This is a genomic window from Streptomyces sp. NPDC048565, assembly GCF_040650935.1.
In the GTDB taxonomy this organism is placed as follows: Bacteria; Actinomycetota; Actinomycetes; order Streptomycetales; family Streptomycetaceae; genus Streptomyces.
Window position 1 is genome coordinate 302204 of record NZ_JBEZIH010000002.1, and the last position, 19529, is coordinate 321732.

Genomic DNA, 19529 nt, shown 5'->3' on the forward strand with positions numbered 1-19529 from the left:
GTGGTGGCGCGGCAGGTCGTCGATCCGGGTCGGTCCGGCGTTCACACGGCGCCTCTCATCCGGCGGCACCCTCGGGGTCGCTCAGGGCGTCCATCGGCCTGATCAGCACCGGGTAGACGGGTGCGCCCTCGGGCTGCGGACACTGACCGATGCGTGCGGCGATCTCGGTGACCCTTTCCAGGCTCTCGCAGTCGAGCACCCAGAATCCGGCGAGCTGCTCCTTCGTCTCCCCGTAGGGGCCGTCAGTGACGACCGGCCGCCCGTCCGTGCCGGGCAGTACCGCGCGGGTCCTGGCGGGGGCGTCGAGGCCCTGGGCGTCGATCAGTTCGCCGGACTCGGCCAGGTCGTTGTTGACCCCTCCCATGAAGGCGAACATCGCCTGCATGTCCTTCTCGCTCCAGGCGGGGCTCTCCGCCGACGGCTTGCCGGACATGGCGTCGTAGTCGGACTGCGAGCCCTGAATCATCACGAGGTACTTCATGGTGTCGCTCCTCGGTTCTCGGTCGCCGCCCCTGGTGGGCGACTCTCACAGGGGACGCCGAAGCCGACGGCGGGTTCTCGACACCACGCGGGAGGTTCCTCGGAATCACTCCGCCGCGCGGGTCGGGAAGCCGCCCCCGTAGAGTTCGGCTGCGTCGTCCCACCAACACCGAGGTACCGGCTGTGTCACCCGTGTCACCCCCGCCCGCCGTTCCGGCACCCGCGTCCGCCGTGAGCGTCGTGGGGATCGGCGCCGACGGCTGGGCAGGGCTGGCGGAGAGCGCCCGGAGCGTGCTCCTGGACGCGGAGGTCCTGGTCGGCGGCGCGCGCCAGCTGGAACTGCTCCCGCCGGACTGCGCGGGCCTGAGGGTGCCGTGGCCGTCACCTCTGCGGCCCGCCGTACGCGGTCTGCTCGCGGCGCACACGGGCAGCAGGACCGCCGTACTGGCCAGCGGCGATCCCATGTTCTACGGCATCGGCCGTGCCCTCACCGAGGAGCTGGGCGCCGGTGCGCTCCGCGTACTGCCGCACCCGTCCTCGGTGTCGTACGCCTGTGCCCGGCTCGGCTGGCCGGTGGAGGACACCGAGACCGTCACCGTCGTCGGCCGCCCCACGGCCCGGCTGGCCGCAGCGCTGTACGACGGGCGCCGGGTGCTGGTGCTCTCCGCCGATGCCGGCACACCCGCCGTCGTGGCGGCGCTGCTGCGTGAGCAGGGCTTCGGGCCGAGCCGGATGCGGGTGCTCGAACAGCTCGGCTCCCCGGCCGAGGACTGCCTGGACGGGGCCGCCGACACCTGGGCGCACCCGCCGGGCGACCCGCTCAACATCATCGCCGTGGACTGCCGCAGCGCTCCGGACGCCCTGCGCGTCGGAGCCGTGCCCGGGCTCCCCGACGAGGCGTACGAGCACGACGGCCAGCTCACCAAGCGCCATGTCAGGGCCGCCACGCTCGGCGTGCTCGCGCCTGCCCCGGGTGAGCTCCTGTGGGACGTCGGCGGCGGCTCCGGGTCGATCGCGGCGGAGTGGATGCGTACCCATCCGTCCTGCCGCGCCGTCACCGTGGAACGCGACCCCGAGCGGGCGCGCCGCATCGTCCGCAACGCGGACCGGCTCGGCGTCCCCGGGCTCCGTGTGGTCACCGGCCGCGCGCCGGACGCCCTGGCCGGACTGCCCGTGCCCGACGCGGTGTTCATCGGCGGCGGACTGACCGCCCCCCGGCTGCTCGACGCCTGCTGGGAGGCGCTTCCTCCGGGTGGCCGGCTGGTCGCCAACACGGTCACGATGGAGTCGGAGGCGCTGCTCGCCGAGTGGTACCGGCGGCTCGGTGGTGACCTGGTCCGCCTCGCGGTGGCCCACGCCGTGCCCGTCGGCGGGTTCACCGGATGGCGTCAGGCCATGCCCGTCACCCAGTGGTCCGTACAGAAAACCTCGCACGCTCCAGGAGACGACAGATGACCGTGTACTTCATCGGCGCGGGCCCCGGCGCCGCCGACCTGATCACGGTGCGCGGCGCCCGCCTCCTCGCCGCCAGCCCGGTCTGCCTGTACGCGGGCAGCCTGGTGCCGCGCGAACTGCTCGCCGAATGCCCGCAGGACGCCCGGCTCGTGGACACCGCCCTGCTCGACATCGACCAGATCACCGCCGAGCTGGTGCGGGCCCACGAGGACGGCCAGGACGTGGCCCGGCTGCACTCCGGCGACCCGTCGGTCTTCAGCGCGGTCAACGAGCAGATGCGGCGGCTCGACGAGGCGGGCGTGCCCTACGAAGTGGTGCCGGGCGTACCCGCGTTCGCGGCGGCAGCGGCGGCGCTCAAGCGGGAGCTGACGGTGCCCACGGTCGGCCAGACCGTGATCCTCACCCGCATCGCCCAGCGGGCCACGGCGATGCCCGAGGGCGAGGACCTGGCCACGCTGGGCCGCAGCGGCGCGCTGATCGTCCTGCACCTCGCGGCGCGCTACGTGGACCGGGTGGTCGACGAGCTGCTGCCGCACTACGGGGCGGACTGCCCCACCGCAGTGGTCGCCATGGCCTCGCGTCCCGACGAGATCATCCTGCGCGGGACGCTGGACTCCATCGCGGAGCAGGTGAAGGCGGCCGGGGTGATCCGTACAGCCGTGATCATGGTCGGCCGGACGCTGGGCGCGGAGCAGTTCCGTGACAGCCATCTGTACTCCCCGGCGCGCGACCGCCACACCTGCTGACGGCCGCGGCCACCGGGGGTCAGCGTGCTTCGCTGCGCCCCACGACGGCCCCCGCCCGGTCGATGCAGATGACGTCCACCGCCACCGGCGCCCCCCGCAGCACCGACAGCGCCTGATCCCGGGCGGCCACAGCGACCAGATCGCCCAGCGGTACGCCGGCCGCCGCGCACAACTGCAGTGCCGCGAGCCCGGTGTTGGCCACCTCGATCTCCGCCGCCAGCGCCTCGCTCGCGCCGCCCTGCCGCGCCAGCCGCGCCAGGAAGGGCTTGTCCACCTGGGAACGGCCCGAGTGCAGGTCGAGATGCCCGGCGGCCAGCTTGGACAGCTTGGCGAACCCGCCGCAGACGGTCAGCCGCTCCACCGGATGACGGCGTACGTACTTCAGCACGGCGCCCGCGAAGTCCCCCATGTCCAGCAGGGCGATCTCCGGCAGCCCGTACTCGGCGACCACGGTCTTCTCCGATGTCGAGCCCGTGCACCCGGCGACATGCCGGTGCCCGGCCGCGAGCGCCACGTCCACCCCACGGCGGATCGAGTCGATCCAGGCCGAGCAGGAGTACGGCACGACGATGCCGGTCGTGCCGAGGATCGAGATTCCGCCCAGGATGCCCAGGCGGATGTTCCACGTGAAACGTGCGATCTCCTCGCCGTCGTCCACGGAGACCGTGATCTCGACATCGCCGGTCCCGCCGTGCTCCGCGGCCACCCGCGCGACATGGTCCCGCATCATCTGCCGGGGCACGGGGTTGATCGCGGGCTCCCCGACATCGAGCGGCAGCCCGGGAAGGGTCACCGTCCCCACGCCGGGCCCGGCCCGGAACACCACCCCGGACCCCGCCGGCAGCATCCGCACGGTGGACCGGACCAGGGCGCCGTGCGTGACGTCCGGGTCGTCGCCCGCGTCCTTGACCACGCCCGCCGTGGCCCGGCCCTCGGAGAGTTCCTCCACCGCGAGTGCGAAGGCGGGGGTCTGGCCCCTGGGCAGGGTGATGGTCACCGGATCGGGAAACTCGCCGGTCAGCAGGGCCGTGTAGGCGGCCGTGGTCGCCGCTGTGGCACAGGCCCCGGTCGTCCATCCCGGCCGGAGACCGGTGTGCTTGAGTTGGGCGGTGCGCCCGCCCCGCGCCTCACCGCTCATGCCCCGCGCCTCACCGCTCATGGATGGACCGATCCGATGCCGTTGCACGTACTCGTCCTCGGCGGCACGACGGAGGCCCGTCGCCTCGCGGAGCTGCTGGTGGCGGTGGACGGGGCCAGGGTGACCAGCTCACTGGCTGGACGCGTCGCCCGGCCGCGGCTGCCGCCCGGCGAGATACGTGTCGGGGGCTTCGGCGGGGCCGACGGCCTGGCCGAGTGGCTCCGCGCACACGATGTGGATGCGGTCATCGATGCCACCCATCCCTTCGCCGGAACGATCAGTTTCAACGCGGCCTCGGCTGCCGCCACTGTCCATGTTCCCCTGCTGGCTCTGCGGCGGCCCGGCTGGGTGCCGGTCGAGGGCGACCGATGGCACCTCACCGGCTCGCTCGCGGGCGCGGCGGAGCTGCTGCCGGAGCTCGGCTCGCGCGTCTTCCTCACCACGGGGCGCATGGGTCTGGCCGCGTTCGCCGGACTGGACTCGCTGTGGTTCCTGATGCGCTCGGTGGATGCCCCGGATGCCCCGCATCCGGCGCGGATGGAGGTGCTGCTCGACCGGGGGCCGTTCTCCCTGGAGGGCGAGCGGGAGCTGATCCGGCTCCACCGCATCGATGTCCTCGTCACGAAGGACAGCGGTGGCGACGCGACCGCGCCCAAGCTGGCCGCCGCCCGCGAGGCCGGGATCCCGGTGGTGGTGGTCGGCCGGCCGCCGGTCCCCGAGGGGGTGCCGGTGGCGGGCACCCCGGAGGAGGCCCTCGCCCTGCTGCGGAGGCTCACAGGCTCGTGAGCCCGAGGCGTTGACCCGCTCAGACGCCCGTACGGCCGTCGATGCGCTCCCGCACCAGGTCGGCGTGGCCGCAGTGGCGTGCGTACTCGCCGATCATGTGCGTGTAGATCCAGCGCAGGGTGACCTGGCCACCGCCGCCGAACGGGACGGTGTCATCGAGCCCGCGCGCCGCGCAGTTCTCCCTGGCCCGGTCCATCTCCGACTGCCATATGGCACGCGCCTTCTCGTACGTCGCGTCCTGCGCCACGTCGAAGCCCTCGGCCCTGCCCCTCGGATCGGCCTCGGGGTCGTAGATCGGGGGTACGTCCTCCTGGGCGAGGACCCGGCGGAACCAGTTCCGCTCGACCTCCGCCAGGTGCTGGACGAGCCCCAGCAGGGTGATCGGCGACGGCTCGGCGGCCGGCTCGCGGAGCCGGTCGTCCGCCAGGCCGTCGCACTTCTGGGCGAGCGTGACGCGGTAGAAGTCGAGCCAGCTCTCCAGGGAGGTCCGCTCGTCGGCGTCCAGGGGAGGCATGGGGCGTTCGGGAGTGCTCATGACCGCCATCGTGGCACGGGGGTCCGACAACGGTCCGACGACCGGCGGCCACCCCCTCAGCCCTGGCGACCGGCGGCCACCCGACAGGCTCTCAGCCCTCCGGGTAGCGGCGGGGTGTCCAGACGATCTGCCGTCCGTCGCCCCGGCGCACCCACCGTGTCTGCGAGGAACCGACGATGAGGATCGTCCGCATGTCCACCTCGCCCGGATCCAGATCGGCCAGCCGCACCGTACGCACGCTCTCCGCCGGCCCCCCGACATCGCGGCCGAGCACCACGGGGGTGTCCGGGGAGCGGTGTTCGAGCAGCAGGTCACGGGCCTTGCCGACCTGCCATGTCCGGCTGCGGGAGCCGGGGTTGTACAGCGCCATGACGAGGTCGGCCGTGGCCGCGGCGCGCAGCCGTTCGGCGATGACCTCCCACGGCTTGAGCCGGTCCGAGAGGGAGAGGGTGGCGTAGTCGTGGCCCAGCGGCGCACCCGCCTTGGCGGCGGCGGCGTTGGCCGCGGTCACCCCGGGAAGCACCCGCACCTCGATGTCCGTGTACGCGTCCTGCGAGGCCACTTCCAGGACGGCCGTCGCCATCGCGAAGACCCCGGGATCGCCCCCGGACACCACGGCTACACGGCGGCCACGGCGTGCCAGGTCCAGGGCGAATTCGGCCCGCTCGGACTCGGCCTTGTTGTCGGAGCCGTGGCGCCGCTGGCCCGGCCGTACCGGCACCCGGTCCAGATACGTCGTGTAACCGACCAGGTCGTCGGCGGCGGCCAGCGCGCCGCGGGTCTCGGGCGTCAGCCACAGCGGCCCGGCAGGACCGGTGCCGACCACGACGACCTCGCCGGAACCCGGGGCCGCAGCGGGCGAGGGGCGGACCGCGTCGATCCGGCTGGGCAGCACGGCGACCGCGAAGTACGGCACGGAGTCCGGGTCGGTGTCCGCCAGTTCGCCCGTCCGCTCCCCTGCCATGGTGGCGCGCTCGACGTACCGCGCATCGGGCAGCCGCCCGGACGCCTCGAACGCGCGGCGCACGGCGGGGAACGTCCGCCCGAGCTTCATCACCACGGCGGAGTCGGTGGCCGCCAGACGTGCCGTCAGCTCCTCCTCGGGCAGGGTGCCCGGCAGGATCGTCAGCACCTCCTCGGCCTCGACGAGCGGGGTGCCCAGGCGGGCGGCGGCGGCGCTGACCGAGGTGACACCGGGGATGACCTCGGTGTCGTACCGGCCGGCGAGCCGCTTGTGCATGTGCTGGTACGAGCCGTAGAAGAGCGGGTCACCCTCGGCGAGCACGGCGACGGTGCGTCCGGCGTCCAGGTGCACCGCGAGGCGGGCCGCGGCCTCGGCGTAGAACTCGTCCAGCGCGCCCCGGTAACCGCCCGGATGGTCCGTGGTCTCCGTCGTGACCGGGTAGACCAGCGCCTCCTCGATGTGGTCGGCGCGGATGTACCGCTCCGCGATCGAGCGGGCGATGGAGCGTCCGTGCCGGGCGGAGTGGTAGGCGACGACGTCGGCCTCGCCGATGATCTGCACGGCCCGCACGGTCATCAGGGCCGGATCACCCGGGCCGAGCCCGACGCCGTACAGCCGCCCGGTGCCCTGGGTGCGCTGCTGCTCGGGCACGCTCACTCCTCCTCGCTGGCGATCGCGTTGAGGGCGGCGGCGGCCATGGCACTGCCACCGCGCCTGCCCCGTACGACGAGGTGCTCAAGACCCGAAGGGTGGGTGGCCAGGGCCTCCTTGGACTCGGCGGCCCCGATGAAACCGACGGGCACACCGATGACGGCCGCGGGGCGCGGGGCGCCCTCCTCGATCATCTCCAGCAGCCGGAAGAGGGCGGTGGGAGCGTTGCCGACGGCGACGACCGCGCTCTCCATCCGGTCCCGCCACAGCTCCAGCGCGGCGGCGCTGCGCGTGGTGCCGAGCTTCGCGGCCAGAGCGGGGACGGCGGGGTCGGACAGGGTGCAGATCACGTCGTTGTCCGCGGGCAGCCGCTTGCGGGTGACACCGCTGGCGACCATGGCCACGTCGCACAGGATCGGGGCGCCGGAGCGCAGGGCCGCGCGGGCGTCGGCCACCGCGTTCGGTGAGAAGGCGAGATCGCGTACGAGGTCGACCATGCCGCAGGCGTGGATCATGCGGACGGCGACCTGGCTCACATCGGCGGGCAGCCCTGCCAGGTCCGCCTCCGCGCGGATGGTCGCGAAGGACTGGCGGTAGATCGCCGGTCCGTCCTTCTCGTACTGATGCACAGTGCTGTCGCTTTCGTCTTCGAACTTCGAACAGAGGGTGATGCGTGCAGGGGGTGATGCGTGGTGGTCAGGTGCGTGGGCCCCTGGCCGCCGCCACGGCGGCGCCGAGCGCGGCCGGGTCGCCGGCCAGGACCGTCGACGCCTCGGCGGCCCGGTCCCCCCGCACATGGGAGATCCGGTGTCCCTCGGGGGTGGCGACCACATCGATCCACTCCCCGTGCGGGTGACCGCAGCGGCGTTCGCACCCGGACCAGTACACAGGGAGCCGGCCGGCCGGCCCGACGGCGGCCCCCGCCTCGGCCCGTACGTCTGCCAGTGACTTCGCGCAGCCGGGCTGTCCGATACAGGCCCCCACACCCGCCCAGGGGGAGCCTGGACCGGTGATCAGGCCGGACTCCGAGAGGGCGGTGAGCAGGTCCTCCGCACGGCCGGGCGCGATTCCGGTGACCACGGCCCCGCGCCAGGGGGTGAGGCGCAGCTCCCCGGCGCTCGACAGCAGCCGCCACTGCGCCAGGTCCAGCCGCCCCAGCGGTACGCCGACGGACACCGCGGCCTCAGGGGCGCCGCCAGGGACGGGGCCTGGGGCCGGGGGCAGTGCTTCGACGGGGCGGGGGAGGTGGCCATCGGACACGGTGACGCCTGCCAGGCGGAGCCGGCGCCCGACCTCGGCGGGCAGCGCAGCGCCGCTGTCCGGCAGGTCCTTGATCCGCCAGGCTCCGCTGTCGCGGGCCGCGTCGATGAAGGCTTCGGCGGCGAGCAGCGCGGCGCGGGGGGCTTCGGGAGAGGGGACGCGGAGTACGGCATCGCCGTCCCCGACGCGCAGCAGGGCGCCGTCGTCGTCGCCGCGCAGGGTGAGGTCGGCGCCGAGAGCGTCCACGTCACCACGGCCGTCGTCGAGCGCGAACAGAAAGCGTCCGGAGAGCGCCGTTGCGCTCTCACTTCCGCACAGAAGGCGGTCGAGGCCGGTCAGCCAGGGGCGGATGTCGAGGGCCCCGAGGCCGTCGAGCCCGGAGAGCGGGGACGCGACCACGTTGCGTACGCGTTCATGACGGGTGGAGGGCAGCAGTCCGGCCCCGTCGAGCAGCCCGGCCAGCTCGGCACCGCACTCCGGGGCCAGCCCGCGCAGCTGCGCGTTTCCACGGGAGGTGAGATGCAGCTCACCGTCACCGAAGAGCTCGGCGGCCTGCCCGAGCGCCGCCGCCTGGTGGGATGTCAGCACTCCGCCGGGTATACGGATCCGGGCCAGTGCCCCGTCGTCCGCCCGGTGCAGACGCAGCGCGCCGGGGCAGGCGTCACCGCTGCTCCGGGCACACGCGTCGCCCGTGGACCGGGACGTGACGGCCTCGGACGAGGCCGCGAGGGGGGAGGCGGGCATGGCGGCGAGCATACCGACCGTGACCGTGGCGGGGCCCTGCCGTCACTGTGACCTACCGGACACCCGTTGCCGTGCCGGTCCGTGACGCACCGGACACCCGGTGCCGTGCCGGTCAGGGCGGGGGCCGTCTGGTCAGGACCCCCCACCCGCCGCCTACTATGCCTAGCGGCGGTCCGTTCGGCCCGCCATCGCCAGACGGCGACACGGAGGAAGCCCGGTGAGAATCCGGCGCGGTCCCGCCACTGTGAGCCCGGCCCCCGAAGGCCGTGCGAGTCAGGAACTCCAGCCGTTCGACACCGCCCGGGGCGTGGACACCCCGAGGAAGGGCTGACGCCGCATGATCCTGCTCCTGTCGACGTCCGACACCGACCTGCTGAGCGCCCGCGCCTCCCAGGGTCCGGTCAGCTACCGCTACGCCAACCCTTCCCGGCTCGGCCCCGATGACCTTCCGACGCTCCTGGACGGCACCGACCTCGTCGTCGTACGTCTCCTCGGTGGCGTACGCGCCTGGCAGGACGGCCTCGACCAGGTGCTCGCCACCGGCCGGCCCGTCGTCGTACTGACCGGTGAACAGGCCCCCGACGCCCAGCTGATGGCCGCCTCCACCGTGCCGATCGGTATCGCGGCCGAGGCGCACGCCTACCTCGCGCACGGCGGCCCCGCCAACCTGGAGCAGCTGGCCCGCTTCCTCTCCGACACCGTGCTGCTCACCGGCCACGGCTTCGAGCCGCCCGCCCCGGCCCCCGCGTGGGGCCCGCTGGAGCGGACCGCCCGCGATGTCACAGGGCCGACGGTCGCGGTGCTCTACTACCGCGCCCACCACATGAGCGGCAACACCGCGTTCATCGACGCGCTCTGCACCGCCGTGGAGGACGCGGGCGCCCGCCCCCTCCCGCTGTACGTCGCCTCGCTGCGCACCCCCGAGCCCGAGCTCATCGACGAACTCCGGTCCGTCGACGCCATCGTGACCACCGTCCTCGCCGCGGGCGGCACCAAGCCCGCCACGGCGTCCGCGGGCGGCGACGACGAATCCTGGGACGCGGGCGCCCTCACCGGCCTCGACGTACCCGTCCTCCAGGCGCTCTGCCTCACCAGCCCGCGCGCCGCCTGGGAGGAGAACGACGAGGGTGTCTCCCCGCTGGACGCGGCGACCCAGATCGCCGTGCCCGAGTTCGACGGCCGCCTGATCACCGTGCCGTTCTCCTTCAAGGAGATCGACGAGGACGGCCTGCCCGCGTACGTCGCCGACCCCGAGCGGGCCGCCCGGGTCGCCGGGATCGCCGTACGGCACGCCAGGCTCCGTCACATCCCCGCCGCCGAGAAGCGGGTCGCGCTCGTCCTGTCCGCGTACCCGACGAAGCACTCCCGCATCGGCAACGCGGTCGGCCTCGACACCCCCGCCAGCGCCGTCGCCCTGCTGCGCCGACTGCGCGCCGAGGGCTACGACTTCGGCCCGGAGGAAGAGATTCCCGGCCTGGTCTCCGGCGACGGCGACGAGCTGATCTACGCGCTGATCGAGGCCGGCGGCCACGACCAGGAGTGGCTGACCGAGGAGCAGCTGGCGCGTAACCCGGTCCGTATCCCGGCCGCCGACTACCGCCGCTGGTTCGCCACGCTGCCTGCCGAGCTGCGTGAGGCAGTGGAGGAGCACTGGGGCCCGGCGCCCGGCGAGATGTTCGTCGACCGGTCCCGTAACCCTGAGGGCGACATCGTGCTCGCCGCCCTGCGCCGCGGCAATCTGCTGATCCTCATCCAGCCGCCGCGCGGCTTCGGCGAGAACCCGATCGCGATCTACCACGACCCCGATCTCCCGCCCTCGCACCACTACCTGGCCGCCTACCGCTGGATCGCCGCGTCCGCCGAGGACAACGGCTTCGGCGCGGACGCCATGATCCACCTAGGCAAGCACGGCAATCTGGAGTGGCTGCCCGGCAAGAACGCGGGCCTGTCCGCCGCCTGCGGCCCCGACGCCGCGCTGGGCGACCTCCCGCTCGTCTACCCGTTCCTGGTCAACGACCCCGGCGAGGGCACCCAGGCCAAGCGCCGCGTGCACGCCACCCTGGTGGACCACCTGGTGCCGCCGATGGCCCGCGCCGACAGCTACGGCGACATCGCCCGCCTCGAACAACTCCTGGACGAGCACGCCCAGATCGCCGCCATGGACCCGGCCAAGCTCCCGGCCGTACGTGCGCAGATCTGGACCCTCATCCAGGCCGCGAAGCTCGACCACGACCTGGGCCTTGAGGGCCGGCCCGAGGACGAGGGCTTCGACGAGTTCATCATGCATCTCGACGGCTGGCTCTGTGAGATCAAGGACGTCCAGATCCGCGACGGTCTGCACGTCCTGGGCGCGGCTCCGGCCGGCAAGGACCGCGTCAACCTGGTGCTCGCCGTGCTGCGCGCCCGGCAGATCTGGGGCGGTACGGCCTCGCTGCCCGGCCTGCGCGAGGCGCTCGGCCTCGACGAGTCGGCTGCCACCCGCACCGCGGCCGACACGGTCGAGGAGCAGGCCCGCGCGCTCGTCCAGGCCATGGACGACGCCGGCTGGGACCCGGCAGCCGTCGCCGGTGTGGCCGAGGGACACCCGCAGGCCGTCGCCGACATCCTCGACTTCGCCGCCCGCGAGGTCGTGCCCCGTCTCGCCGCGACGACCGACGAACTCGACCACGCGGTCCACGCGCTGAACGGCGGCTTCGTCCCGGCCGGCCCGTCCGGATCCCCGCTCCGCGGCCTGGTCAACGTCCTGCCGACCGGCCGCAACTTCTACTCCGTCGACCCGAAGGCCGTGCCCTCCCGCCTCGCGTGGGAGACCGGGCAGGCACTCGCCGACTCGCTCCTGGAGCGCTACCGCGCCGACAACGGCGACTGGCCCACCTCCGTCGGTCTGTCCCTCTGGGGTACCAGCGCGATGCGCACCGCGGGTGACGACATCGCGGAGGCGTTCGCCCTGCTCGGCGTACGCCCCGTCTGGGACGACGCCTCCCGCCGTGTGACCGGCCTTGAGGCGGTCCCGTACGAGGAGCTGGGCCGGCCCCGTATCGACGTCACGCTGCGCATCTCCGGCTTCTTCCGCGACGCGTTCCCGCACACCATCGGCCTGCTCGACGACGCCGTGCGCCTGGCGGCCTCACTCGACGAGCCCGCCGAGCGGAACTTCGTACGCGCCCACACCCAGGCCGACCTGGCCGAACACGGCGACGAGCGGCGCGCCACCACCCGTATCTTCGGCTCCAGGCCGGGGACGTACGGCGCCGGGCTGCTCCAGCTCATCGACTCCCGCGACTGGCGCACCGACGCCGACCTCGCCGAGGTCTACACGGTGTGGGGCGGCTACGCCTACGGCCGCGAGCTGGACGGACGCCCGGCCCGGGACGAGATGGAGACCGCGTACAAGCGGATCGCGGTGGCGGCGAAGAACACCGACACCCGCGAGCACGACATCGCGGACTCCGACGACTACTTCCAGTACCACGGCGGCATGGTCGCGACCGTACGCGCGCTGAAGGGAACCGCCCCCGAGGCGTACATCGGTGACTCGACCCGCCCCGAGACGGTCCGCACCCGCACCCTGGTCGAGGAGACGTCGCGGGTGTTCCGCGCCCGGGTGGTCAACCCGAAGTGGATCGAGGCGATGCGCCGCCACGGCTACAAGGGCGCCTTCGAGCTCGCCGCCACGGTCGACTACCTCTTCGGGTACGACGCGACGACGGGCGTGGTCGCGGACTGGATGTACGACAAGCTGACCGAGACGTATGTCCTGGACCCGACGAACCGCGAGTTCCTCCAGCAGGCCAACCCCTGGGCTCTCCACGGCATCGCGGAACGCCTCCTGGAGGCGGAGTCCCGGGGCATGTGGGAGAAGCCCGACCCGGCGGTGCTCGAAGCGCTGCGCCAGGTGTTCCTGGAGTCCGAGGGTGACCTGGAGGGCGAGGACTGACCCGGTGCTCGGGCCGGTGAGGGCTCCCGGCCGGTGAGCCCCGCCGGTGGGCATCGGTCCTGCCTTGCCGGGTCCCGCCCACGGGTCCACGCTTGTGGGATGGGTGACCGAGCGGGCCACACGCGGATTCCTTCCGTCCAGCACGCGATCCGTCTGATGGAAGCTGTGACCGTGCACGCGGGCGGCGCACCCGCGAACGAGCTGGCGCACTTCGCGGGGCTGCCTCTCGACACGGCCATGGAGCTGCTGCGGGCTCTCACCCGGGACGGACATCTGCGCAGGCTCGACGACGGGAGTTTCGTCCTCGGCGGCGTGCCGCACGGCGTCCACGACGAGCGGGCCCTGGCCGGCCGGGTGCGCCCGGCTCTCGCCTCGCTGCGCGACGATCTCTCGGCCGCGGCCTATCTCACCTTCTACGAGGAGGGTGAGATCCGGATCGCCGAGATCGTCGACAGCCGGCAGACGCCCAGGGTCGACCTCTGGGCGAGATTCGAGGACGCGGGGCACGCCACGGCACTCGGCAAGTGCGTCCTGCGTGAACTGGACGACGAGGCGCGCGGCGAATACCTCTCGCGGCACGCCCTCCCCGACCTCACCTCCCACACGATCACACATCGCCAGGACCTGATCCGGCAGCTCGAATCGTCACTGCCGGCACCGATGATCATGGACCGGGAGGAGTACGACCTCGGCACGGTCTGCATCGCGGTGCCGGTCTACCGGGGCAGCACGGTCGGCTCGCTCGGCGTCTCCTTCAGGGCGGACCGGATGTACCGGACCAGCCAGGTCCGAAAGAGCCTGCTGTCGTCGGCGGAGCGTGTGGCCAGGGATCTCTCCTTCGACGCGTGAGCGCCTCCGGCAGGTGCGTCGGGGACGGCGGTGCCTGCGACGATCCGCGACAGGGGCCTCCCGCGATCCACGGCAGAGGCCTCCCGCGATCCGCGCCCGGCCTGCCGTGATCCGCGATCGGGGCCTCTACGAGCCGTTCCAGCCCGCCGTCACGGCCTTGAGCTCGTCCAGCAGTTCCCGCATCACCGGTGCCATGGAGCGGTCGTCGGGCGCCGCGACCCACCGCTCGAAGCCGACCTTGAAGACGGCGATCCCCGCTTCGGCGGTCAGGCTCGCGGCCGGCTCCGGTACGCCGCGCCGGCGCAGGGTGTCGGCAAGGGCGGCCGACAGCGAAGCGAGCTTGATCAGCTCGCGCTCCTGGAGTTCCGCGTTCGCCACGATCACGGCCTGCCGCTTGCGCGCGTACGCACGACGGTCGTCGAACATCTCCGACAGCGCGTCCAGGCCCACCGCCAGCGCGTCGATCGGCGCTGTGGACTCCGGCACACCGGCGACCACCCCGACCAGCAGATCCTGCAGCTGGGAGCCGCCGAAGAGCACCTCGCGCTTGTCGGCGTAGTGCCTGAAGTAGGTCCGCTCGGTGAGCCCGGCCCGCTTGGCGATCTCCGCCACGGTGGTCTGCTCGAAGCCTCGCTCGCTGTAGAGCTCCAGCGCCGCTTCCGCCAGGCGCCCGCGCGCGTTCGGCTCCCATCTACCCATGGGCCGATCCTACGCGATGGCAGTGACTGCCGTTGGGGGCCGCCTCGGGCTGCATCGGCGACGGCGCCAACCGCTGGCCGGCCGTGCACCGCCTCGACGCCGCGCGGCTGTTCAGGCCGGCGGCCGACCGGCCCCGGTCTCCTCGAAGGCCTTGAGAAGGGCCGCTACTTCGACGCAGGCGCAGGCGCAGGCGCAGACGCACCCACCGGCGCCGCCCGAGCCGCCTGAGCCGCCGGGGTCTGCGGGCAGTCACTCGGGCCGCGGGGTCTCCCGCACCCGGGCCTGGTGTCTGCGGGCCTTGAGCCGGTTCCCGCAGGTCTTCATCGAGCACCACCGTGCGGTGTTGGCGCGACTGCGGTCCAGGAGGAAGAGGCGGCATTCGGGGTTCCCGCACGGCCGTAGCCGCCCGGGCATGTGCTCCTTGACGTCCGCCCATGCGAGCACGAGCTCCACGGCGAGCCTGCGCTCCGGCTCCACCTCCAGCTGCCACTCGATGCCCGAGACGCCGGCCCGGGGGACCTTGTTGACGTCTGCGAGGACGTGACGCAGACCGGGCTCCTTCGACACCGACGCGGCACCCGACTCCACTGCCTGGAGCGCGTCCCGGGCCGTACGCAGCCACCGGCGCTCCTCCTCGCCACCGGTTCCCCCGTGCTCCCGCGCCCACCGGGCGACCTCGTGATCGTCGGCCCACAGGTCATGGCGTCGGCCATCCGTGACAGGAGTGCTGTTCAGCGCCTGCATCAGGGCCTGGTCGTCCAGCATGGTCCCCACCTTCTCCCACCTAACTGCATCGGATCGTTTGACAGGTTACTCCAGGGGGCATCTACTGGACGCCGAGCAATAACCGTCAAATGCCTTTGAGGGAGTTAGTCATGGTTGAGGTCAACCACCGGTACGCGACCGTGCGGGGACACCGCGTCTTCTACCGCGAGGCGGGACCCCGGGAGGCGCCCACGCTCGTCCTCCTGCACGGATTCCCCTCCAGCTCACGCATGTTCCGCCACCTCGTTCCGGCGCTGGCGGACCGATTCCACGTCATTGCCCCCGACCACCTCGGCTTCGGCAACTCCGACGCCCCGCCCGTGGACGCGTTCACCTACACCTTCGACTCCCTGACCGGCATCACCGAGGCCCTGCTGGACCAGCTCGGCGTCACGCGCTACGCCCTGTACGTCCAGGACTACGGCGCACCCATCGGCTGGCGGCTCGCCCTGCGCGCCCCGGACGCGGTCACCGCTGTGATCACCCAGAACGGCAACGCCTACGAGGACGGCTTCGTACCGGATTTCTGGAAGCCCGTATGGGCGTACTGCGAGAATCCGGGCCCCGCCACCGAACCCGCGGTCCGCGCCGCGCTCTCGCTCGACGCCATCCGTTGGCAGTATCTGCACGGAGTGGACCGGCCCGAGCTGGTCGACCCCGACACCTGGGCCACCGACCACCGCGAGGTCGACCGGCCGGGCAACGACCTGGTGCAGCTTGCCCTGTTCCGCGACTACGCGAGCAACCCGCCCCTCTACCCCCGGGTGCATGCCTACTTCAGGGAACGCCAGGTTCCGCTCCTCGCGGTCTGGGGCGCGGGCGACGAGATCTTCGGCCCGGCCGGAGCGCGCGCCTTCGCGAGGGACCTGCCGGATGCGGAGATCCACCTGGTCCGCGGGGGCGGACACTTCCTGCTCGAAAGCCACTTGGACACAGTGGCCGGGTACGTACGCGGGTTCCTGACGGCCACCGCGCCGGCGCAGGGGTGACCGCGCGTTCGCTGGCAGATATATACCGGTGCTCGATATATGCTTGATGCATGACCAGACAGAGTCCGCGCCTGACTGAACCGCAGTACTTCATCCTTGCCGCGCTGATGGAAGGTCCGTTGCACGGTTACGGCATCATCAAGGCTGCCGAGCGGGCCACCGACGGGCGGCTTCGGATCGCTGTCGGCACTCTCTACGGCGCGCTGGAGCGGATGGAGCGGGCGGGACTGGTGGCCGCCGGCCATGAGGAGATCGTGGACGGGCGGGCGCGGCGCTACTACCGGCTCACCGAGGACGGCACCGAGGCGCTCGGCCGGGAGGCGCTGCGGATGCAGCAGGCGGCGGCCGTCGTCATCGGGCACTCGCGGGATGCCGGAGCGGCCCCGGCATGAATCGTCTGCTGCTCGCGGCCTATCCCGAGCCCTACCGCTCCCGGCAGGGAGAGGAGTTGCTGGCCTGCCTGTCCGAGGTGTATCCGGGCCGCTCCTGGCCCCCGCCGCGGGAAGTCGCCGCCCTGTTGTGCGCCGGGACGCAGGCCCGCGCCCGTGCCGTGGTCGACGACACGGCCCGGCCGTGGTGGCTGGACGGCATCCATCTGGCCGCCCTGGCCCTCGCCGCGCTGGCGCTCGTTCCGTACTTGCAGGATGTCTGGCACTGGGCACTGCACATCGACCCCGGACAGCACGCCATCACCTTCCGCTTCTCCGGCTGGTACCCGTGGGCCGAAGGTCCCACGCGGATACGGCTGCTGCCCTACGGGCTGCTCCCGCTGGGCTGCCTGATCGCCCTGCTGCGCGGCAGACCGTGGATCGCGCTTCCGGCCGCGGCAGCCATGATCTGGGCCGGCGCCACGTCCCACGGCCGCACCCTCTTCGGCGACGAGGGCATGGCGGGCCTGGGCTACTACGGTCTCGGCGCCCCGATAACGGCCCGTGACCTGGTGCTGTCGGGGGCGCTGTGCGCCGCGTGCGCCGTGCTGGCGCTCTGCCGTCCCAGCCGTCTGCGACGCCGTTCGTACCGCTGGCTGGTCCCCGTCGTGCTTGCCATGTTCGTGGCTGGGGGCTTGCACATCATCTCCATCAGCCCGACGTTCCAGCGCGGCTTGTTCGTCCTCGAAGTCGCCGCGCTGATCGCCGCATGGGTGGCGACGGCCGCCACCGGCGACCGCCGGTGGCTGATCCCCGTCGCGGCGTTCGCGATCGTCCGCATGCAGGCGATCGTCGTCCGGCCGGACGGGTTCATGCAGTCCTTTCCCGACCTGGTGGTCCTCGTCCTGCTGGTCGCCCCCCTCCCCGCCCTGGCGATCGCCGCCCAGCGCCGACAGGGCCGGGCACTCGCCGAATAGGCGCGGACCCCAGGTGGGCCGGCCGAGCCCGGCGGCCCACGTCGTACCGGAAGGCGTGCGACACCGAACTCCCCCGACGGAAGAACACAGCGATGACCCAGCACGATTCTCAGCCCCTGTCCGCGCACCGTCCGGGGTCCTCAAGGGAGGCCCCCGACGACCCCAGCCCGTCGCGTACGACGCGGCCGTGGATGCCGACTCTGCTGTACACCCTGGGGTTTCTGACGGTCTACCTGCTCGCCATCTGCACCCCGTGGGGGCAACGAGCCGAGAACGCCCTGTTCGGTCTCGGTGAAGAGGGGCGCAGAGAAGCATGGATCTACCCCCTGTCAGGAGCGGCCTACGGCTCGACGCCCCTGCCGCCGATGGAATTGAGCGCCAAGCCCACCCTGATGGTGGGCCTGGCCGTCATCGTGGTCCTCACGCTGGTGCGGCGGTGCTGGCGGCAGGGGTGCGCGGCGCTCGGGGTCGTCATTCTCACGACCGGAGGCAAGGAGGTGCTCAAATCGACCATCCTGCCCCGCCCCGATCTGGTGGGCGCGCCGGAGAATCTCCTTGATCAGGGTTTCCCCAGCGGGCACACGGCCATCCCCGCCTCGCTGACCCTCGCCGCCGTCCTCGTGGTTTCCCCCCGTATCCGCCCCTACGTCGCCACGGCCGGTGTGCTGTGGCTCGCCTGCATCGCCGCCGCCAGCGCGACCATGGGAGGCCACCGGCCCAGCGAAGTGCTGGGAGCCACACTGCTGGCCTGCGCCTGTTACGGCCTCGCGACCTGGCTGCTGCCGCCGGCCGCCGCGCCCGGCGCCACGTCGAGCCCTCGTGCGCTGCCGGCCATCATCCTGACGCTGGCACTGGCCGTCGCCCTCGCTTCCGGCGCACGGAACGACTCCCTCACCAGGTCACTGGTCTCCGGGGCGGCGGCCTTCATATGTGCGGCCCTGGTCTGGCACGCGGCAGTCGGGCGCCCCGCACGCCCCACACTGACTGACCAGCCGGCTCCGGGCGGGAACCGGCGCATCCTGCGGCCGACAGGATGAACGTTGCCCGATGCGGCACTAGCTCCTGGATTCGATCCGGCCCATGGGGGAGGTGCTCCCCGACAGGGCCTCCCGCGCCGACGTCCAGCCGGCGCTCCCGATGCCGAGAGCATGGCGGAGGTAGGCCAGGGTGACCTGCTGGATCAGGGCGACGCGCTCGGGGTTCTCGTCCGTGGTCTCCCGGACCTCGTATCCCGTGATCCCACCGAGCGAGTGTTCTGCCCCGAACAGCGTGAGCAGACTCTTGTCGCCGGGGCTCAGGACGTACGGGTCGGCCATCCACGCCGGACCCCTCGTGGACAGCGGGGAGTCGTCCCGGTCCCCGACGACGACGAGAGCCGGCGTGGTCATGTGGGCGAAGCTCGGGTTCATGAAGGGGAAGTGCTCGGCTGCGAACGGGGTCAGGTCGGCCCCGCCGGTTCCTGCCGTGGCGAGCAGCACACCTGCCGTGATGCGTGAGTCGGACAGGTCCTCCTCCGTCCTGCTCACCGGATCGAGCACGCGCAGGCCCAGCAGATTGCCCGCCGTCTGACCGCCGAAGGAGTGCCCGGCCACGGCGATGCGGCTGTGGTCGACGCGCCCGCCGAGACCGGGGACGGCGGCTTCCAGCAGCTCGAGCCGGTCCAGGACGTACGTCATGTCCTCGACGCGGGAGCGCCAGATCCGCGGCGTACGGGGGTCGTCCTGGGGGAGGCCCACCGTCCTGGAGTCGAGGTGGGTGGGCTGGATCACCACGAAACCGTGCGCTGCCCAGTAGTCCGCCAGGGGCCCGTATCCGTCCAGCGACGAGCCGAAGCCGTGCGAGAGGAGGACGACGGGCAGCGCGCTTCCGGTGGTCGGCGCGGAGACCCTCACCCGCAGAGCCTCGCCCCGGCCCGGTACGTCCAGCGGGATCGGCTTCACGGAGACGACGGGGGAGGGGGCGGTGATGGCCACGTCCGTGAAGGTGGGCGTGGGCGTGGCGTCCGATGCAGTCATTGGGGGTGCCTTCTTTCGCGTTTCCTGGCGGGCCGGGCCGTCGAACCAGCAGGTCACAGAGTTCCCCCTCCGGCCTGCCGGACGGGCGTGGCCTGCACGGGCTACGCTAAGACCTGACGTTGACGTCAGGGTCAAGAAGTGCGGCCCGGGGGATGTCGGCCGGGAGATGTC

18 protein-coding genes and 1 riboswitch are annotated in these 19529 nt (G+C 72.6%); of the genes, 9 read left to right on the forward strand and 9 right to left on the reverse strand.

The window, feature by feature from the left end; all coding sequences use genetic code 11:
• Positions 1-55: 55 nt before the first annotated feature.
• The gene (locus AB0C75_RS03670; RefSeq protein ID WP_362886685.1) at positions 56-481 is read right to left on the reverse strand and encodes a YciI family protein; all 426 of its coding nucleotides are present in this window, start codon (positions 479-481) and stop codon (positions 56-58) included.
• Positions 482-663: 182 nt separating this feature from the next.
• Here AB0C75_RS03670 and cbiE point away from each other — a divergent pair, with 182 nt between their 5' ends.
• Together cbiE and cobM are read left to right on the forward strand one after the other, a co-directional pair.
• Positions 664-1935 (forward strand): precorrin-6y C5,15-methyltransferase (decarboxylating) subunit CbiE, encoded by a 1272-nt coding sequence (gene cbiE, locus AB0C75_RS03675; protein WP_362886687.1) that lies wholly within the window; start codon positions 664-666, stop codon positions 1933-1935.
• The gene (cobM, locus tag AB0C75_RS03680) at positions 1932-2681 is read left to right on the forward strand and encodes a precorrin-4 C(11)-methyltransferase (RefSeq protein WP_362886688.1); all 750 of its coding nucleotides are present in this window, start codon (positions 1932-1934) and stop codon (positions 2679-2681) included. The genes cbiE and cobM overlap by 4 nt, the downstream gene beginning before the upstream one ends.
• Before the next feature lie 19 nt (positions 2682-2700).
• Here cobM and AB0C75_RS03685 read toward each other — a convergent pair whose 3' ends face one another.
• The gene (locus tag AB0C75_RS03685; protein WP_362886690.1) at positions 2701-3819 is read right to left on the reverse strand and encodes a cobalt-precorrin-5B (C(1))-methyltransferase; all 1119 of its coding nucleotides are present in this window, start codon (positions 3817-3819) and stop codon (positions 2701-2703) included.
• A gap of 42 nt (positions 3820-3861) precedes the next feature.
• On the opposite strand from AB0C75_RS03685, the gene AB0C75_RS03690 reads away from it, so the two are divergent.
• Complete coding sequence (locus AB0C75_RS03690; RefSeq protein WP_362886937.1) at positions 3862-4605, forward strand: cobalt-precorrin-6A reductase; 744 nt, start codon at positions 3862-3864, stop codon at positions 4603-4605.
• A 19-nt stretch (positions 4606-4624) separates the two neighbouring features.
• Here AB0C75_RS03690 and AB0C75_RS03695 read toward each other — a convergent pair whose 3' ends face one another.
• The 4 genes from AB0C75_RS03695 to AB0C75_RS03710 all read right to left on the reverse strand — a co-directional run bounded on the left by AB0C75_RS03695 (position 4625) and on the right by AB0C75_RS03710 (position 8759).
• Entirely contained in the window at positions 4625-5140 is a 516-nt protein-coding gene (locus AB0C75_RS03695; protein ID WP_362886692.1) for a DinB family protein, read from the reverse strand.
• A gap of 91 nt (positions 5141-5231) precedes the next feature.
• On the reverse strand, positions 5232-6761 hold the full coding sequence (locus AB0C75_RS03700; protein ID WP_362886694.1) for a precorrin-2 C(20)-methyltransferase: 1530 nt from the start codon (positions 6759-6761) through the stop codon (positions 5232-5234).
• A complete protein-coding gene (locus tag AB0C75_RS03705) occupies positions 6758-7384 on the reverse strand; it encodes a precorrin-8X methylmutase (protein WP_362886696.1) in 627 nt (208 codons plus the stop codon). Before AB0C75_RS03705 ends, AB0C75_RS03700 begins: the two co-directional genes overlap by 4 nt.
• A 67-nt stretch (positions 7385-7451) precedes the next feature.
• Positions 7452-8759, reverse strand: coding sequence for a cobalamin biosynthesis protein CobG (locus AB0C75_RS03710; protein WP_362886698.1), 1308 nt, complete (start codon positions 8757-8759; stop codon positions 7452-7454).
• 206 nt (positions 8760-8965) lie between these two features.
• A riboswitch (cobalamin riboswitch) is annotated at positions 8966-9042 on the forward strand.
• 54 nt (positions 9043-9096) lie between these two features.
• Between AB0C75_RS03710 and cobN the strand changes: the two genes are divergently transcribed.
• The gene (cobN, locus tag AB0C75_RS03715) at positions 9097-12696 is read left to right on the forward strand and encodes a cobaltochelatase subunit CobN (protein ID WP_362886700.1); all 3600 of its coding nucleotides are present in this window, start codon (positions 9097-9099) and stop codon (positions 12694-12696) included.
• Between the two features lie 99 nt (positions 12697-12795).
• Positions 12796-13545: an IclR family transcriptional regulator C-terminal domain-containing protein gene (locus AB0C75_RS03720; protein WP_362886702.1), complete on the forward strand. Its 750-nt coding sequence runs from the start codon at positions 12796-12798 to the stop codon at positions 13543-13545.
• A 126-nt stretch (positions 13546-13671) separates the two neighbouring features.
• Here AB0C75_RS03720 and AB0C75_RS03725 read toward each other — a convergent pair whose 3' ends face one another.
• Both AB0C75_RS03725 and AB0C75_RS03730 read right to left on the reverse strand, forming a co-directional pair.
• Entirely contained in the window at positions 13672-14244 is a 573-nt protein-coding gene (locus AB0C75_RS03725) for a TetR family transcriptional regulator (RefSeq protein WP_362886704.1), read from the reverse strand.
• Between the two features lie 249 nt (positions 14245-14493).
• Positions 14494-15009: a CGNR zinc finger domain-containing protein gene (locus AB0C75_RS03730; RefSeq protein ID WP_362886706.1), complete on the reverse strand. Its 516-nt coding sequence runs from the start codon at positions 15007-15009 to the stop codon at positions 14494-14496.
• A gap of 110 nt (positions 15010-15119) precedes the next feature.
• On the opposite strand from AB0C75_RS03730, the gene AB0C75_RS03735 reads away from it, so the two are divergent.
• The 4 genes from AB0C75_RS03735 (at position 15120) to AB0C75_RS03750 (ending at position 18380) form a co-directional block, all read left to right on the forward strand.
• Positions 15120-15998, forward strand: coding sequence for an alpha/beta hydrolase (locus tag AB0C75_RS03735; protein WP_362886708.1), 879 nt, complete (start codon positions 15120-15122; stop codon positions 15996-15998).
• 50 nt (positions 15999-16048) lie between these two features.
• Positions 16049-16390, forward strand: a complete 342-nt coding sequence (locus tag AB0C75_RS03740) for a PadR family transcriptional regulator (protein ID WP_362886710.1) — start codon at positions 16049-16051, stop codon at positions 16388-16390.
• Positions 16387-17343, forward strand: a complete 957-nt coding sequence (locus AB0C75_RS03745) for a hypothetical protein (protein WP_362886712.1) — start codon at positions 16387-16389, stop codon at positions 17341-17343. Before AB0C75_RS03740 ends, AB0C75_RS03745 begins: the two co-directional genes overlap by 4 nt.
• A 191-nt stretch (positions 17344-17534) precedes the next feature.
• Positions 17535-18380, forward strand: coding sequence for a phosphatase PAP2 family protein (locus AB0C75_RS03750; protein ID WP_362886714.1), 846 nt, complete (start codon positions 17535-17537; stop codon positions 18378-18380).
• Positions 18381-18398: 18 nt separating this feature from the next.
• Here the strand turns inward: AB0C75_RS03750 and AB0C75_RS03755 are convergent, their stop codons facing one another.
• The gene (locus tag AB0C75_RS03755; protein WP_362886716.1) at positions 18399-19358 is read right to left on the reverse strand and encodes a chlorophyllase; all 960 of its coding nucleotides are present in this window, start codon (positions 19356-19358) and stop codon (positions 18399-18401) included.
• Positions 19359-19529 lie beyond the last annotated feature (171 nt).